The following is a 16908-nucleotide window of genomic DNA, read 5'->3' on the forward strand; positions in this document are numbered from 1 at the left end:
GTCTCTCACTCCTGTACCGACCGCAGCGTCGCCGCGGAGCTGACCCGTCGTCCGAGAGCCGCTGAGACGAGGCAGCAGACCCCCACGACGACGACGAAGACCCCGAGGACGCCGAGCAGCGCGGCGGGGTCGTAGACGAGCGGCGGTGCGGTCGCACCGCCGGTGAAGGCGCGCAGGTCGACGGTCCGGGCGACGAGCACGGGCAGCGCCAGCCCGAGGCCGAACCCTGCGACGAGGGAGGGCACAGCCCAGGAGGCGATCTCCCACGTGGTGATGACCCGAGGCCCGCGCGCAGGCATCCCGAGGATCTTCAGCACGGCGACGACCCTCTCCCGGCGAGCCGTCGCCATGACCTCGCCGAGCACGATCGTCGAGGCGCCCACGACGAGCGCCACGAGGGTCCCGACGAGGAGCGCGCCCTGCAGCCCGGCGAGCGTCGGGTCGTCGAGGCGGAGCCCGACGGCGTCGGCCTGGACCTCGACGGCGCTCGGTCCGGTGATCTCACCGACCCGCGCGACGACGGCAGCCCGGTCCGCATCCTCGACCGCGGGGTCGAGGCGGACCAGCAGGGTCCGCGGCAGGTAGGTGGTCCCGGTCAGGTCGGCGAGGCTCGACCTGTCGAGCAGCACCCAGCCCGACGTGGTCGAGACGCCCGGGACCTCGGGGCGCTGGTCGACGACGTCGAGCACGACGACCTGCCCGTCGACCGTGACGGTCGCCCCGCCCTCGAGCGCGAAGCGGCTCGACACGACAGCCGGCAGCGGACCGCCGTCCGTCGGGGCGGCGAGGTCGGGGACGCTCCAGCCCGGGACGTCCTGCTGCACGAGCGCGAGGTCGGCCGGGTCCACGAGCAGCACCCGCGCCTGGAGCCTGTCGTCACCTGTCGAGAGCGCCGCGGGTGTCACCTCGGTCGCGGTGGTGGCCGCTGCGACCCCCGGCACCTCGCGGACCAGAGCGAGGGTCTCCTCGTCGACGATCGGCCCCGTCGAGCGCAGGTCGGCCCCGATCGCGTCCCAGGTCTGGGTCTCGAGCCCGGTGCGCACCGTGGTCAGCAGGACCGTGGAGAGCACCGCGACGGTCACGGCCACCACGAGCCCGACCAGCGGGGCCAGCTGACCACGACGGTCCCGGGTCGCCGAGGCCGCCCCGAGGAAGGAGAGCGCGCCGCGCTGCGAACGGGCCAGCCGCACGACAGGGGCGAGGAGCAGCGGCACGAGCCGTGCGACCACCACGGCCGTCGCGACCGCCAGCAGGGCTGGCGTCGCGGCGAGCAGGGGGTCCGCACCGCTCCCGGTGTCCTCGGCACCCCGGCGCAGCACGAGGACCGTCGCGGTCACGGCGACCGCCACGACGAGCACCTCCCAGACTCCCCGGAGCCGGCTCGTCGACCGGGCCGCAGAGTCATGACGCACACCGCGCAGGCCTGCGGGAGGTGCGCTCGCCGCGAGCATCACGGCGGGGGCGAGCGCCGCCACGAGCGGTCCGACGAGGACGGCGGGTGCGAAGGCCGTCGGGACGAGCAGCACGGCTCCGAGCAGGCCGAGCCCTCCCCCGGCGATCCCGAGCAGCAGGCCCTCGACGGCCAGGAGGCCGCGGACCTGGAGACCGGACGCCCCACGGGCCCGGGCCAGGGCGAGCGCGGTGCGGCGTCGCGAGGCGATGACCCTGACGGCGGCGAGCAGCAGCAGCCCGAGCCCCGCGACGGGCCCGGCGGCGAGCAGGGCGACGACAGTCGTCGTCGCGGAGATGTCACGCTCGATCGTGTCGAGGGTCCCGGGGAGCTCCGAGGAGAGCTTGAGGGTCCCGTCGGGCTGGTCGACGCCGTAGGACAGCGGAGCCGCCGTGAAGCCGCGCAGCTGGGAGGAGATGTCGGACAGCTGGTCCGAGGTGTAGGGCGAGGGGTCGACGTCGAACCACACGTCGAGCCTGTCGAGGAACGGGTCGATCCCCGGTCCGCGGTACGCGGCGGCCGTGAGGATGATGCCGAAGTCGAGGCTGTCGACGATGGCCGGCTGCGCCGCCGACGGTGTGTGGTACCAGTAGTCCTCGTCGGGGTCGTCTGCGGTGTAGGTCCCGAGCAGGACGAAGTCTCCGCGGCCGAAGGCCTGGCGGGTCTGACCGACGTCCCAGGCGAGCCTCTCGGCGGCAGCGGCGGAGAGGGCGATCCCGACGGGCTGCGGTGTCCGCTCGACAGGCCCCTCCGCGAGCGCGACCGGCGCGTCGTCGATGGTCGGCCAGCGTCCCTCCGTGAGGGTCACGTGCTCTGCGAGGTAGGGGTCCTGGGTCTCGCGCAGCTTGATCATGGCCACGTCCGAGCGCTCTGAGGTCTCGACCGTGGTGTCTTCACGCGCCGAGGTCCGCATGCGCGCGTCGAGGACCCCGGCGCGCAGCGGGTCGGGCAGGGCGTCGTGAGCCTGCCGCAGACCGCCGTCGAGCAACCCGAAGGTGGTCTCCCACTCGTCGGGGACCGCCGACAGCGCTGTCCCCCGCGAGGCGCCGTAGTACGGGGTCTGGTTGCTCGACGAGATGTCCCGGGTGATCGGCGTGGTCGCGGCGAGCCTGTGGCTCGTGATGTCGTCCGAGACCACCTGGACCGCCCGCGGCCACACGACGAGCAGCAGCGCGGCGACGACCGTCACCAGGAGCACGACCGTCCCGGCCCGGAGGTCGTCGGCGAGCACCCGCCGGACCACCGGGACCCGTCGCTCGGCGCGCGTGGTCCTGCGCGCGGCGGGCGTGGTCCTGCGCGCGGCGGGCGCAGGGCCAGGCACCGCCGGAGTCCGCGGCGGGCCGGACCCGGGTGCGTGGGAGCCTCCGGGGCTGCCGGCTGCGCTCGTGCGGCTCATCGGGCGTCCTCCCGGTGGTCGAGGTCGAGGGCCTGCCTGCGCACGGTCCGGGCCTGGTCCGCGACGAGCAGGACGGCGCCGACCACGAGGGCGAGCAGCAGCACGACCAGCGGGACGACCGAGGGGTGCACACCCGACGCGATGCCCGCGAAGGCCTCGGGCACGGTGACGCGGGCGAAGAGCACGGCGACCGCCTGGGTCACCAGCGCACCGGAGACGAGCCCGGCGACGGCAGCGCAGCCGAGCACGATGAGGAGCTCAGATGTACGGGAGCGTGCCTGCGCGCTCCCGCTCACCCCGACAGCGCGCAGCGCGACGACCTCGCCGCGCCGCGCACGGCCCAGGGCTCCGAGGACCGACCACGTCCCGGCGAGGGACAGGGCGACGGCCCCGGCTGCGGCGATCCAGAAGGCCGACCCGATCGAGGGGGCCGGGACCGGGGCGGCGGTGCTGACGCTCGTGACGGTCCACGCCGCTGGGACCTGCGCCTCGACAGCCTCGACGAGCACACCGACCTCCGAGGGGTCCTGGGCCGCCACCCAGATCTCGTCGGCCGCGGCCGGGGCCCGCGCCGTGCGCAGACCGAAGGCCTGCAGCGCGTCGAGGTCGAGCATGAGCGCGGGACCGCCGAGACCGCCGGGCAGCGCGGGCACCGAACCGACGATCTCGAGCGTCACGCGCTGACCGACGACCGTCGCGTCGACCGTGTCACCGACGGTGGCGTCGAGACGAGCCAAGAGCTCCGGGACGACGACCGCGGGGACCGCCGGCGCGAGATCGGTGGTCCCCGGGTCGAGGCTGGGGTCGGCTCCGGGGGGCAGGAAGCGGAGCCGCGCCTGGACCGCTGCGGCCTCGAGCACGCCGCTGACCGCGGGCAGCACGGCGTCCGGCGGGCTCGTCAGCGACAGGCTCCCGTCGTACCCGGTGCCCGAGGCCCCGACCAGCGCGTCGAGCAGGCTCCACGTGCCCTGCGCACCGGGCAGGTCGGTCGGCTCCACTGCCCCGTCGGCAGCAGCGTCTCCGCGGTCTGCGAGGGTCCCGACACCGGTGACCGCGAGGTCGAGGGACACGGGCCCGAGCCGAGGGTCGGCGCGCAGCTCGACGGAGACCACCCGCCAGCTGCTGGTCGTGTCTGGGACAGGGATCTCGACCTCGATGTCGGTCCGGGTCCCGTCGTCGTCCGCGAGGACCGGGAACGAGACGGGATCGGCGCTGGTCTGCACGATGCCGCCGTGCTCGTCGGCCAGCCACACGACCGTGGTGACAGGGACCGGCCGTCCGCCGAATGCAGGTGTCGGCGGTGGGAACACGAGAGCGAGCCACCTCTCGTCGATCTCCGCCTCGACGGCCTGACCGCTGAGGTCGAGCCGCAGCGCGCTGGTCCCCTCGGGCAGAGCCAGGCCAGGCAGCGCAGGGCGGGGAGCCACCACGACGAGCGACGACGCGTCGACCGCAGGTGTCCGGGAGAGCAGCGGCGTGATCTGCTCGCCGGGCACCGCGAGAACCCGGACAGGCCCGTCACCGACAGTGCCCTCGACGTCGAGCACGAGCGAGGAGGCCGCGGCAACTCCGTCGTCGACGTCGAGCGCCGGGACCGAGGTGAGCGGCGTGACCACCCCGGTGGTCGTGGTCTGCACCCGGACGTCGCTGCCTGTCGCGAGACCGCCGACCTGACCGCGCAGGTGGTCCACGGTGCCGCTGTAGCCGCTCGCGAGCAGCACGGAGCCTGTCGCGAGCGCCACGAGCACGGCGGGGACCGTGAAGGCCACGAGCCTGCGGGAGACCTGGCGCGCCGCGTAGACCGGCGCCAACCCAGGTCTGCGGCGGGCGCGACGCTCGACGAGGCGAAGCGTCGGCGCGAGCAGCACGAGGACGACGAGCACGAGGGCGAGCAGCAGGACTCCCGGGGCGGCGACCACGAGGGCCTCCGCCTCGGGGACCTCGAGCCCGCGGGCCCGCCACAGCCGCCAGCCGAGCAGCACGGAGACCGCGCCCAGCAGCACGACCACGACGACACCGACTGCGGTCCGGGCCCGGCCCGACGCGTCGACCGCCCGCACCCGGGCGAGGGACCTCGCGTCGACAGCCGTCACGACCACGAAGACCACGGCGACGAGGACTGCCACACCAGCAGCCGACCCGACGATCCAGGCAGCACCGAGCGCCGTCCACCCTCCGACAGGGCCGACGAGGGCCAGCGCAGCCCACGCGCCAGCACCACCGAGCAGCGCACCGCCCACAGCAGCCGGGAGCACCTCGACCAGCCCCAGCCGCCCGAGCTGAGCCGCCGACGCACCGCGGGCGACGAGGTTCTGGCTCTCCCTGGCCCGCACGGACACGAGCATCCGCGCGAGCTCGACGAGCGACACGAGGCTCACCACGAGCAGCAGCACCACGGGTGCCGTCGTCACGGCACGGGCCGTCGACGCCTGCGCGTCGAGGGCCGCGACAGTCGCCGTGAGCGTGCCGGTCTCGACGACACCACGGACGTCGGCAGGGCTCGCTGTCACGGCGCCGCGCACCCCCGGGAGCCCAGCGGCGAGGGTGGCTGCGTCGTCGACGGTGAGCAGCGGGGTGCGAGTCGAGAGCGTCCAGCCGACGAAGGGGTCGTCCTGGACGGCGAGCAGCGTCTGCTCGTCGACGAGGACAGGGCCGTACGGGGGCTCACCCGAGCCGGAGGTCTCGTCGAGGGCGGACCCGGTCACCCCGGGGTCCGGCTCCCACAGCCCGACGACCACGAGCGGGACGTCGGCGACCACGACGGTGTCGCCGACCTCGAGGCCCAGCGGCTCGGCGGCAGAGGTCGGCAGGAGCGCCTCGCCGGGGCCGGGGACCGTGCTGCCCGCTGCGGCGGTCCGGGCGCTGACGACGACCTGCTCGAGCGGTGTGCCGTCGGCGGCGCTCGCCGAGCGGGCCTCGGTCGTCAGGGAGCGAGAGACGTCCACGGGGGTCTCCCCCGTCGCGGACGCGAAGATCTGGCGCACCGTGCCGTCCTGCGCGGTAGGGTCCGGCGCCAGCCGGGTGGTGACCCGCAGGACAGAACCAGGTCCCGTCAGCAGGTCGGGTGCGGTCCGGACGGCCTGGGTGCTGCTCTGCTCGACGAAGGCGAAGGTCCCGCCGACCGTCCCGGCGACGAGCAGGGTGACGGCGGCCAGGCCGAGGAGCGCCGCCCTGGACGCGCGGAGCCGGGCCCGGACGAGGCCTGCGAGCCCTGTCGAGGGTGTCCCGGTCGCGCTGGTGCCGGCCCGCGCCCGCTCTGGGGCACGCGACGGGGCGGCACCAGGTGCCGTCGTGGTCTTCGTCCCCATCGTCCGGGCCCCCTCCGGTCGAGCGTCGCGTCGTCGCGTCGTCCCCCGGCCGTGCTGGACGGCGACGGGGGCGTGGGTCGCGCGCGGGCAGCTGTGCTGCCCGCGCGCGACCTGTCGTGCTGGTTCTGCTGGTCGTGCTGGTCGTGCGTGGTGCTGGTCTGGCTCAGGTCGTGCTCAGCGCAGGTCGAGGTCTTCCGGACCGCTCGGCACCACGTCGAGACGTGATCCCGGGATGGCTCCGAGCAGCTCGCGCGTGTACTCTTCGCGCGGGCTGTCGAAGACCTCGTCGGTCGTCGCGGACTCGATGATGCGACCGTTCTTCATGACGCACACCTGGTCGGCGATCTGCCGGACCACCGCGAGGTCGTGCGTGATGAACAGGTAGCTCAGGTCGAGCTCGGACTGCAGGTCGTTGAGCAGCTCGAGGACCTGCGCCTGGACGAGCACGTCGAGGGCCGAGACGGCCTCGTCGCACACGATGACCTCCGGGCGCAGGGCGAGGGCACGCGCGATCGCGATGCGCTGACGCTGCCCTCCCGAGAGCTCGTTGGGGAAGCGGCGCATCGTCGACTGCGGCAGGGCCACCATGTCGAGGACCTCACGGACCCGCGCCTCGCGCTCCTTCTTGCTGCCGACCTTGTGGATGCGCAGCGGCTCTTCGATGGTGCGGAAGATCGAGTACATCGGGTCGAGCGAGCCGTAGGGGTTCTGGAAGATCGGCTGCACCCGGCGACGGAAGTCGAACAGCTCCGAGGAGCCGAGCGTCGACAGGTCCACGCCGTCGAAGTAGATCTTGCCCTCGGTCGGGTCGAGCAGGTTGAGCATGATGTTCGCGACGGTGGACTTGCCGGAGCCCGACTCCCCCACGAGCGCGACTGTCGTGCCCTTCTTGATCGAGAACGACACGTCGTCCACGGCCTTGAAGTCCTGGTTCTTGCCGGACCCGCGGATCTGGAACACCTTGGTGAGGTTCTCGACCACCACGACGTCGTCGCGGCTGCTGCTGACACCGTCACCAGCGGTCGCGGCAAGGAGGTCCTGAGACTGCTCGCCGCGTGCCTTGGCCGACTGGATGCGACGCGAGGCGAGCGACGGGGCCGCCGCCACGAGGCGCTGGGTGTACGGGTGCTGCGGGTTCGCCAAGATCTCCCGCGACGGGCCGGACTCGACGACACGCCCGCGGTACATGACCACGAGGTGCTCGGCCCGCTCGGCCGCGAGACCGAGGTCGTGGGTGATGAACAGGACCGCTGTGCCGAGCTCGCGCGTGAGTCCCTCGAGGTGGTCGAGGATCGTGCGCTGCACGGTGACGTCGAGCGCCGACGTGGGCTCGTCCGCGATGAGCAGCTTCGGCCGCGAGGCCAGGCCGATCGCGATGAGCGCCCGCTGGCGCATGCCGCCCGAGAACTCGTGCGGGTACTGCTTGGCGCGGCGGACCGCGTCCGGCAGACCGGCCTCGGCGAGCAGACCGGCGACGCGGTCGTCGACGTTCGCCGTCGTGGTCTCGGCCTCGACGACCGAGCGCGCCGAGGCGAGCCCGACCTCGTCGAGGATGCCCACGGCTGCGGCCTTGGTCGTGGACCCCACGACGATCCGCTGGTCGGCCGTGGCGACAGCAGCCTCGACGGCTGGGCCGTCGACGCCGGGCTGCTCGGTGAGCGAGGTGCGCAGCACCCCGAGCAGGGAGGCCTTGCCCTTGCGCCCGATGAGCAGGTCACCACCGGTGACACCGCCCTCGGACGAGCCGATCGCCTCGGCGAGCCCCTTGCGGGTCCCGCGGGAGACGTCGATGTTGTTGGCGGCCAGCGCCTCCTTGACCTGGAAGCCGATGCTCCAGACAGGGTTGAGGTTCGACATCGGGTCCTGAGGGACCAGGCCGATCTGGTCGCCGCGCATCGCGACGATCTCCTTCTTCGAGGCCGTGGTGATCTCGCGGCCGTCGAAGCGGATCGAGCCGCCCGTGACCTTGCCGGTCCCGGGGAGCAGGCTGATGATCGCGTGCGCCGTCGTGGACTTGCCCGAGCCGGACTCGCCGACGATCGCGACGGACTGGCCGGGGTAGATCGTGAGGTTGGCGCCGCGCACCGCGGGCACCTCCCCGTTGATGGTCGTGAACGTGACGTCGAGGTCACGGATCTCCAGGAGGGGCTCCTGGCCTGCTGTCGCGCTCATCGCTTCCGCGCCTTCGGGTCGAGGGCGTCACGCACGGCGTCGCCCATCATGATGAAGCTGAGGACCGTGAGGGCGAGCGCTACCGACGGGTAGAGCAGCACGCTCGGGTTGGTCCGCAGCGACGACTGCGCGGTCGCGATGTCGTGGCCCCAGGACAGGACGTTCTGAGGCAGTCCCAGCCCGAGGAACGACAGGGTCGCCTCGGCGACGATGAAGGTGCCGAGGGAGACCGTGGCGACGACGATGATCGGCGCAGCCGCGTTCGGGATCACGTGGCGTCCGAGGATGCTCAGGCGCGAGGCACCGAGGGCCTTGGAGGCCGTCACGTAGTCGTTGTTCTTGACGCTCATGACAGCACCGCGGGTGATGCGGGCGACCTGGGGCCAGCCGAAGACCGTGAGGACCGCGACGACGTTGAGGACCGTGCGGCCCTCGGAGAAGACCTGGCCGAGGACGATCGCGGCGAGCACGAGCGGGATCGCGAAGAAGATGTCCGTGATCCTCGACAGGATCGTGTCGAACCAGCGGCCGTAGAAGCCCGCGAGGGCGCCCATGAGGCCGCCGAGGAGCACGACGCCGATGGTCGTCAGGACACCGACGGACACCGATGCGCGTGCACCGTAGACGACACGGGAGTAGACGTCGCAGCCCTGGCGGTCGAAGCCGAAGGGGTGACCGGACTGGGGGTTGCCCAGGGAGTTGCGGAGCTCGCAGAAGCGCGGGTCGACCGACGTGAACAGGCCGGGGAACAGCGCGACGAGGAGGACCGCGAGGATGAGCGCGGCGGACACCCAGAAGAGCACGCGGTGGCGCAGGTCGCGCCAGGCGTCGCGCCACAGGCTCGAGGCCGGTGCGCTCTCGTCGACCTTGTCGACGACGGCCACGGGGGTCTGCGAGACGTCGGCGACGAAGTGGGTCTGGCCGGGGCGGGGGGTGCTCGCCGTGGCGTCCTCGGAGGGCCGGCTGTGAGCCGGCGTGGTGCCATCAGGCATAACGGATCCTTGGGTCCAGGACTGCGTAGAGCAGGTCGACGAGCAGGTTCGCGATGATGTAGACGACCACGAGGATCGTCACGAAGGTGACGACGGTGGTCGGCTCGCCGCGGATGATGGCCTGGTACAAGGTCCCACCCACACCTGCGATGTTGAAGATGCCCTCGGTGACGATGGCGCCGCCCATGAGCGCGCCGAGGTCGGCCCCGAGGAAGGTGATCACGGGGATGAGGGAGTTGCGCAGCACGTGCACGTTGACGACGCGCCGGCGAGACAGGCCCTTGGCCGTCGCGGTGCGGACGTAGTCGGCAGAGAGGTTCTCGGCGACCGAGGTCCGGGTCAGTCGCAGCACGTACGCGAAGGAGACGGCGCCGAGCACGATGGCGGGCATGAGCAAGGACTTCAGGCTCACGTCTCCGCCGACCGTGGGCGGCAGCCAGCCGGCCTTCACGCCGATGAAGAACTGCAGCACAAAACCGATGACGAAGGTCGGCACGGCGATGACCACGAGGCTGACGAGCAGCACGGTGCCGTCGAAGATCCCGCCCTTGCGCAGACCGGCGATGAAGCCGATGCCGACGCCGAGCACGGCCTCGATGACCAGGGCCATGAGCGCGAGCTTGATGGTGACCGGGAAGGCCCGGGCGACCACGTCGAAGATCGGCTGACCCGAGAACGAGTTCCCGAGGTCGAAGGTGAAGATGCCCTTGAGGAAGAGCAGGTACTGGACGATGAGTGGCTTGTCCAGGTTGAACTGCGACCGGATCTGGTCGGCGACTGCAGGCGAGAGCCCGCGGTCTCCGCCGAGCGCCTGGATCGGGTCACCCGGGAGCGCGAAGACCATGAGGTAGATGAGCAGCGTTGCGCCGATGAACACCGGGATCATCTGCAACAGCCTGCGTCCGATATATCGGACCATGGAGCCAATCCTTCCTGCGGGCGGGCAGCTCCTTCGTGAGGAGCGCGCCCGCCACTGTACTGGACGTCGTGTCAGGCGTCAGACACGACGCAGGTGGGGTGGAGGACCGTCTGGCCCTCCACCCCACCTGGTGCACGGTGTGCGGTACTACGGGTCTGGCGTCAGTGAGATGTCACCACTGGCTGATCTCGTCAGCCTGTGCCCACAGCTCCTTGGCCTTCTCCGGGTTGTAGACGAGCGCGTCGACACCGGCGAGGGTGTCGCTCCAGCCGTCGATCACCGGGGAGGTGAAGTCGGCGGCGGGGGTGCGGGTGCCCTCGAAGATGGTGTCGGTGATCGCCTCGCGGTCGATGGCCATCGAGATGGCCTGACGGCGGAGCTTGCCCTCTTCACCCTCGAAGTGCTCGAGGTTCTGGGCGATGGTGAAGGACTGGAAGATCGCCGCAGGCTGGTTGACCGCACGGTCGCCGAGGTCGTCCTGGAACGTGCCGAACGCGCTGTCGGGGATGCCGTCGAACACGTCGAGGTTGTTGGCCAGGAGATCGTTGTACGCCGAGTCGAAGGAGTCGTAGAACACGAAGCTCACACCGGTGTTGGCGGGGGTGCGCGGGCCCGAGTAGTCGGGGTTCACGGTGAGGTCGACAGCCTCGTTGTGGCGCCATGCACCGTTCATCATGTAGGGGCCGTTGCCGATCGGCGCCTCGCCGAAAGCAGCCATGTCCGCGTACGCGACGGACGGCAGCGGCAGGTACGCGCTGTAGCCCAGGCGGAGCGGGAAGTCGGCCTCAGGCTGGTTGAGCTTGACCGTGAAGGTGGTGTCGTCGACGACCGCGAGGCCGGTGAGCGGCGAGTCGGCCTCGGCCGAGTAGCCCTCGATGCCCTCGAAGAAGTACGAGGAGAGCTGGGCGTTGCTGAGCAGCGCGCCGTAGTTCCACGCGTCGACGAAGGACTTCGCGGTGACGGCCTCACCGTTGGTGAAGGTCGTGCCGCCCTTGATCTTGATGGTCCAGGTCTGCTGGTCGTCGCTCGTGACCGACTCGGCGAGCTCGTTGACCGGCGCACCCGACTCGTCGTAGGACATGAGGCCCTGGAAGAGCGCGTCGATGATGCGACCGCCGCCGACCTCGTTGGTGTTGGTCGGGACGAGCGGGTTCTGGGGCTCGGTGCCGTTGGCACGGACGGGGGTGCCGTCCTCCTTCGTCACGGCGTAGTACAGCGGGACGCTGTTCCAGCCGAAGGCGACGTTGTCGACGGCCTCGGAGGAGCCACCGGTGACGTTGGCGTACCACAGCGGGATCGCGGGGAGGTCGGCCAGGAGGATCTCCTGAGCCTGGTCGAAGAAGCCGTTGGCCTCGTCGACGCTCGCCGCACCCTGGCCCTGCGTCAGCAGGTCGTCGAACTCGGGGTTCGAGTACTCGCCGTCGTTCGAGCCGGCGCCGGTGCCGTAGAGCGGGCCGAGGAAGTTGTAGAGGCTGGGGTAGTCAGCCTGCCACCCGGTGCGGAACGCGCCGGTCATCTTGCGCTCGGTGACGTCGGTGCGGAGCTCGGCGAAGGTCGCGTACGGCTTGCCCTCCGCGTTGATGCCCAGCGTGTTCTTGATGCTGTTCGCCGTGGCGTCGACCCAGGCCTGGTGGCCACCGTCAGCGTTGTAGGCGATGGTGAAGACGTTGTCCGAGGTGGACCCCGAACCCTCTCCGCTGCCGCCGTTGTCGTCGCTGCCGCACGCCGAGAGGGCGAGCACGCTGGCAGCCGTGACGGCTGCGACAGCGCTGAGCTTCCTGATCTTCAATGTTCCTCCTGGAAGGACTGGGGGCCCCCGCACCGGGTGCGTCCCGCTCGAGGGGCCCGGGAAAGATCCGGGCGCGCGAGAGGGAGAGAGACCGTCGTATGTAGAGGAAACTATCGGCTCTCCGGGGCACCTCTGACCATCGGGGGGCCTGGGGTGGTGATCGTTACCGAAGTGATACTGGTCAGTAACACTGGAGACACAGTGTTCACATGCTGGACAAGCAGCAAGCAGATCGTTGCGATCATTGACCTGTCAGCCCATCTGAACTGGGACGTTAGCGCAGATACATCGGCCTTCCGACAGCCTGCGAGCACGGTCTGAGATCACCCTCGTCGGCGTGGTCCCGCCGCAGCCGGCCGCCGGCGCTCCCCCGGTTGCGGTCGGCCGCGACGTGCGGCAGAGGTCCCGGCGGCACCAGACGCACGAGAGGCGCCCACCCGTTCCAGCCGGGTGGGCGCCTCTGCGTGAGCCGTGCGCAGGTTCTCGAGACCTCTCAGGTGCGCAGCTCGGTGACCTCGTCGCCCAGCTGGGCGAGCAGGGCGTGGCGTGCGTCGCGTCGACGACGCTGCTCCCCGGGCTCGGGGACCGGCGCTGCGGCGAGCAGGCGACGCGTGTACTCCTGCGTCGGGTTGAGGAGCACCTCTTCCCGGGTGCCCTGCTCGACGATCTTGCCGTCCTGCAGCACGACCACGCGGTGCGCGAGCATGTCGATGACCGCGAGGTCGTGCGAGACGAAGACGCAGCCGAAGCGGTAGCGCTCCTGGAGGGCCGTGAACATTGCCAGGACGCTCGCCTGGACCGAGACGTCCAGGGCCGAGGTGGGCTCGTCAGCGACGAGCAGCTCAGGGTCGAGCGTCAGGGCGCGGGCGATGCTCACACGCTGGCGCTGACCGCCGGAGAGCTCGTGCGGGTACCGGTTGATGACGTCGCGGGGCAGCTCGACGGCGTCGAGGAGCTCGTAGACCTTGGCGAGCCTGGACTTCTTGTCCCCGATCTTGTGGACCACGAGGGGCTCGGCGATGCAGTCGCCGATCGGGAAACGCGGGTTGAGCGACGAGGCCGGGTCCTGGAACACGACGCCGATCCGCTTGCGGAGCGCCTTGGACTGCTTGTGGTTCATCGCGGCGAAGCTCGTGCCGAAGATCGACACGGAGCCGCTGACCGCCGGGATGAGCCCGAGGGCGCAGCGCGCGATCGTCGACTTGCCCGAGCCCGACTCCCCCACGAGCCCGACGATCTCGCCCGAGCCGACGGTGAAGGTCACGTCGTCGACAGCGCGGAAGGGCGTCTTGCCCACGCGCTGGTACTCGATGACGAGGTTCTTCAGCTCGAGCGCCGGCTTGTCGCCCTCGGGGGCCTCGGCCACCTCGGTGACGACGGTGCCGAGCTGCCCCGGCCCGGACCCGAGGTGCGGGACCGAGGCGAGCAGCTTCTTGGTGTAGTCGTGCTGCGGGTGGTTGAGCACCTCGTCGGCCGTGCCGGTCTCGACGATGGTGCCCTTGAGCATCACGGCCACGCGGTCGGCCATGTCTGCCACGACACCCATGTTGTGGGTGATGAGCAGGATGCCGGTGTTGAGCTTGTCCTTGAGCGAGCGCAGCAAGTCGAGGATGTCGGCCTGGACCGTGACGTCGAGAGCCGTGGTGGGCTCGTCGGCGATGATCACCTTCGGGTCGCAGCTGATGGCCATCGCGATGACCACACGCTGACGCTGCCCGCCCGAGAGCTCGTGCGGGTACTGCTTGACGCGGCGCTCCGGCTCCGGGATGCCGACCATGCGCAGCAGCTCGACGGCGCGGGCCACGGCCTGCTTGCCGTAGGCGATGCCGTGCAGCTCGAGGGCCTCGGTGAGCTGGGTGCCGATGGTGAGCACGGGGTTGAGCGCTGTCATGGGCTCCTGGAAGACCATGGCCACGTCGTTGCCGCGCATGCGGCGCAGACCCTTGTCGTCGAGCTCGCCGACGACGGTGTCGCCCACGGTGATGCGCCCCGCCACCCGGGCGTTCTTGGGGAGCAGCCCGAGGGCCGTCATCGAGGTGACGGACTTTCCCGAGCCGGACTCGCCGACGAGCGCGAGGACCTCGCCCGGCTGGACCGCCAGGGAGATGCCCTTGACGGCGTGCACGGTGCCGAACTCGGTGCCGAACTTGACGTCGAGGTCGGTGAAGGACAGGACTGCTGTGCTGTCCGCAGGAGCGGGTGTCATGGTGCTCATCAGTCCTTGTTCCTGTTCTGACGGGGGTCGAAGGCGTCACGGAGGCCGTCACCGATGAAGTTCACGGTGAGCGCGATGGCCAGGATGAACAGACCGGGGAACCAGAAGAGCCACGGTCGGTTGGTGAACGCGTTCTGGTAGTCGCTGATGAGCAGCCCGAGCGAGACGTCGGGCGGCTTGACCCCGAAGCCGAGGAAGCTCAGCGCGGTCTCGAGCAGGATCGCCGAGGCGATCGACAGGGTCGCCGAGACGATGATGACGCCGATCGTGTTCGGCAGGATGTGCTTGACGACGATCCGGGCCGAACCCGTGCCGATGGCCCGCGCCGAGGCGACGAACTCGCGCTCACGGAGCGAGAGGACCTCTCCGCGGACGAGCCTGGCGAGGCCGGTCCAGGTGACGAGGCCGAGCATGATCGCGAGCCCGAACACACCCCACGAGGACGCGATCTGTCCGAGCACCGCGGCCAGGACCAGGAGCGGGATGACGATGACGAGGTCCGTGAGCCGCATGAGCAGCGTCTCGAGCCAGCCGCGGAAGTACCCCGCGAGGCCGCCGATGACGGTCCCGAGGATGGTCGCGAGGATCCCGACGGTGAAGGCGACGATGAGCGAGACCTGCGTCCCCTTCATCACGAGGGCGAAGTAGTCCTTGCCCGTCGAGTCCTGCCCGAAGGGGTGCTCGCCGAGCGTGAAGGGGAAGGAGTAGGTCGGGCGTCCGCCGTTGATGACGTCCGCGGCCTTGGTGTAGTCCTTGCCCCACCAGCCGGGGATCGGGCCGATGCCGATCGAGGTGAAGGCGAGCAGCGTGATGAGCACCAGGATGACGAGGGAGACCATCGCGCCCTTGTGGCGCAGGAACCGGCGCACGACGAGCTGGCCCTGGCTGTAGGACTTCTGCTCGGTCTTCGACGGCCCGGGGGCGTCGTGCATGTGAGCCGCGACGGGGTCGATGCCGCCGTCTGCCGGAGTCGGGATGCGCTCCGGGTTCACGGGCTGGTTGGGGTCAGTCATTGCGCTCTCCGGTGGTCATGGCGCGGGTCGCGGGCAGGGTGGTCACGGTCGTGGTGGTCGCACTGGGCATGGCCGTCACCTCCTGATCCGCGGGTCGAGGGCGGCGTAGGCGAGGTCGGCGACCAGGTTCATGACGATCGCCGCGGTGCCCGTCACGAGGAAGAAGGCCATGACAGGAGCCGGGTCCACGTTGGACAGGCCAGTCTGGAACAGCTCACCCATGCCCTTCCAGCCGAAGACCTTCTCGGTGATGACGGCGCCGCCGATGAGACCCGCGAAGTCGAAGGCGACGATCGTCGTGATCGGGATGAGCGCGTTGCGGAAGGCGTGCTTGACGATGACCACCCGCTCGGAGAGCCCCTTGGACCGTGCCGTGCGGACGTAGTCCTGGTTCATCACCTCGAGCATCGAGGAGCGCGTGTAGCGGGTGTACGACGCGACCGAGATGAGCGTGAGCACGATGGTCGGCAGGATGAGCTGCGTCCCCTGGTCGAGGAAGGTGTCCCAGAACGACCCCACGAGGTTGGGGGTCTCGGAGCCGATGGTCGAGATCGGGCGCGGCTTGAGCTTGAGCAGGCCGCTCCAGTTCGAGATCGCGTGGTCGGCGATCGTGAGGATGCCCATCATCACGGCTGTCGAGATCGAGACCGTCATCGCGAGACGACGCGACTCTCCGCCCCAGAACCAGCCGACGGCTGCGCCCACCACGACGGTGACAAGACCGAGGACCGCGATGATCCCCCACGAGGGGTCTTCGAGGATCGGCATGGTGACGAAGTAGCTGACGAGGCCAGCACCGACGGTGGTGAGGCCCGCGTAGAGCACCCGGCGGTTGCTGAGCCCGACGATCAGGACCGTGAGGCCGACCGCGAAGGCCGCCGCGACGAGGACGACCACGCCGACGCCGAGAGCCGGGCGGCGGAACCACTCGACTGCGCTGAAGTAGAACATCGCTGCCGCGACGAAGACGATCGCGGTGCCTGCGGTCAGCAGGCGCCGCTTGCGGTCACCCCCGAGGATCCCCTGCAGCGCGAAGCCGATGACCAGCGCGGTGATGATGATCTGCACGGGTGAGAAGGTCGGTTCGACGATCCAGTCGTTGAACCTGATCGCGCCGTACTCCTTGAGCAGGACCGCGACCCAGAACACGGGGAGGGAGTAGAAGAGGAAGGCCATGAAGGTCACGACGTAGTCGAAGCCCGAGTACTGGCGGATGGCCGTCATGATCCCGACGAGCACACCGATGATGATCGCGAGCACCGTTGCGAGGATCACGAGTCGGAGGGTCGAGGCGACGGCGTTGCCGAGGAGGGCTGTGACGTCTGTGCCGGAACGGTTGGTCCCGAGGTCGCAGTTGAGCGTGAAGCACTTGGACACACCGCGGAGCCAGTCCCAGTACCGCGCGTACCAGGGCTCGTCGAGCCCCATGAACGAGGTGCGCTGCTGGATGAGGTACTCGCGGTTCTTCGCGTTGCTCTCGCGGAGGTCCTTGAGGGGGTCTCCCGAGTTGATCACCAGGACGTAGAGCAACAGTGAGCCGCCGAGCAGGACGAGGAGTGACTGTCCTAGTCGACGCAGGATGAACTTGGTCACGAACTAACCCTTCAAGTTCCATTGGGAGCGGTGACCTGGGCGCGCGCACCGCACGCGTCGA

9 protein-coding genes are annotated in these 16908 nt (G+C 70.4%); all 9 read right to left on the reverse strand.

What is annotated here, in order from left to right:
• Positions 1–5: 5 nt before the first annotated feature.
• Positions 6–2846, reverse strand: a complete 2841-nt coding sequence (locus tag SANBI_RS12765) for an FtsX-like permease family protein (protein ID WP_319155585.1) — start codon at positions 2844–2846, stop codon at positions 6–8.
• On the reverse strand, positions 2843–6154 hold the full coding sequence (locus SANBI_RS12770) for a hypothetical protein (protein WP_319155587.1): 3312 nt from the start codon (positions 6152–6154) through the stop codon (positions 2843–2845). Before SANBI_RS12770 ends, SANBI_RS12765 begins: the two co-directional genes overlap by 4 nt.
• Before the next feature lie 174 nt (positions 6155–6328).
• Positions 6329–8326: an ABC transporter ATP-binding protein gene (locus SANBI_RS12775; RefSeq protein WP_319155589.1), complete on the reverse strand. Its 1998-nt coding sequence runs from the start codon at positions 8324–8326 to the stop codon at positions 6329–6331.
• Positions 8323–9318 (reverse strand): ABC transporter permease, encoded by a 996-nt coding sequence (locus SANBI_RS12780; RefSeq protein ID WP_319155591.1) that lies wholly within the window; start codon positions 9316–9318, stop codon positions 8323–8325. Before SANBI_RS12780 ends, SANBI_RS12775 begins: the two co-directional genes overlap by 4 nt.
• Positions 9311–10237, reverse strand: a complete 927-nt coding sequence (locus tag SANBI_RS12785) for an ABC transporter permease (RefSeq protein WP_319155593.1) — start codon at positions 10235–10237, stop codon at positions 9311–9313. The genes SANBI_RS12780 and SANBI_RS12785 overlap by 8 nt, the downstream gene beginning before the upstream one ends.
• A gap of 172 nt (positions 10238–10409) precedes the next feature.
• Positions 10410–12026, reverse strand: a complete 1617-nt coding sequence (locus SANBI_RS12790) for an ABC transporter substrate-binding protein (protein ID WP_319155594.1) — start codon at positions 12024–12026, stop codon at positions 10410–10412.
• Between the two features lie 493 nt (positions 12027–12519).
• The gene (locus SANBI_RS12795) at positions 12520–14241 is read right to left on the reverse strand and encodes an ABC transporter ATP-binding protein (protein ID WP_319155596.1); all 1722 of its coding nucleotides are present in this window, start codon (positions 14239–14241) and stop codon (positions 12520–12522) included.
• Positions 14241–15254: an ABC transporter permease gene (locus SANBI_RS12800; protein ID WP_408669706.1), complete on the reverse strand. Its 1014-nt coding sequence runs from the start codon at positions 15252–15254 to the stop codon at positions 14241–14243. The genes SANBI_RS12795 and SANBI_RS12800 overlap by 1 nt, the downstream gene beginning before the upstream one ends.
• 75 nt (positions 15255–15329) lie before the next feature.
• Positions 15330–16847 (reverse strand): ABC transporter permease, encoded by a 1518-nt coding sequence (locus SANBI_RS12805; RefSeq protein ID WP_056129445.1) that lies wholly within the window; start codon positions 16845–16847, stop codon positions 15330–15332.
• Between the last annotated feature and the right edge of the window lie 61 nt (positions 16848–16908).

This window comes from Sanguibacter biliveldensis (genome assembly GCF_033798665.1).
GTDB classification, from domain to species: Bacteria; Actinomycetota; Actinomycetes; order Actinomycetales; family Cellulomonadaceae; genus Sanguibacter; species Sanguibacter inulinus.

What these genes read in the sequence shown, in the direction of transcription:
- SANBI_RS12795 (WP_319155596.1), bottom strand. Translation starts at nt 14,241, where the DNA reads ATGAGCACCATGACACCCGCTCCTGCGGACAGCACAGCAGTCCTGTCC.
- SANBI_RS12780 (WP_319155591.1), bottom strand. Translation starts at nt 9,318, where the DNA reads ATGCCTGATGGCACCACGCCGGCTCACAGCCGGCCCTCCGAGGACGCC.
- SANBI_RS12765 (WP_319155585.1), bottom strand. Translation starts at nt 2,846, where the DNA reads ATGAGCCGCACGAGCGCAGCCGGCAGCCCCGGAGGCTCCCACGCACCC.
- SANBI_RS12785 (WP_319155593.1), bottom strand. Translation starts at nt 10,237, where the DNA reads ATGGTCCGATATATCGGACGCAGGCTGTTGCAGATGATCCCGGTGTTC.
- SANBI_RS12800 (WP_408669706.1), bottom strand. Translation starts at nt 15,254, where the DNA reads ATGACTGACCCCAACCAGCCCGTGAACCCGGAGCGCATCCCGACTCCG.
- SANBI_RS12770 (WP_319155587.1), bottom strand. Translation starts at nt 6,154, where the DNA reads ATGGGGACGAAGACCACGACGGCACCTGGTGCCGCCCCGTCGCGTGCC.
- SANBI_RS12775 (WP_319155589.1), bottom strand. Translation starts at nt 8,326, where the DNA reads ATGAGCGCGACAGCAGGCCAGGAGCCCCTCCTGGAGATCCGTGACCTC.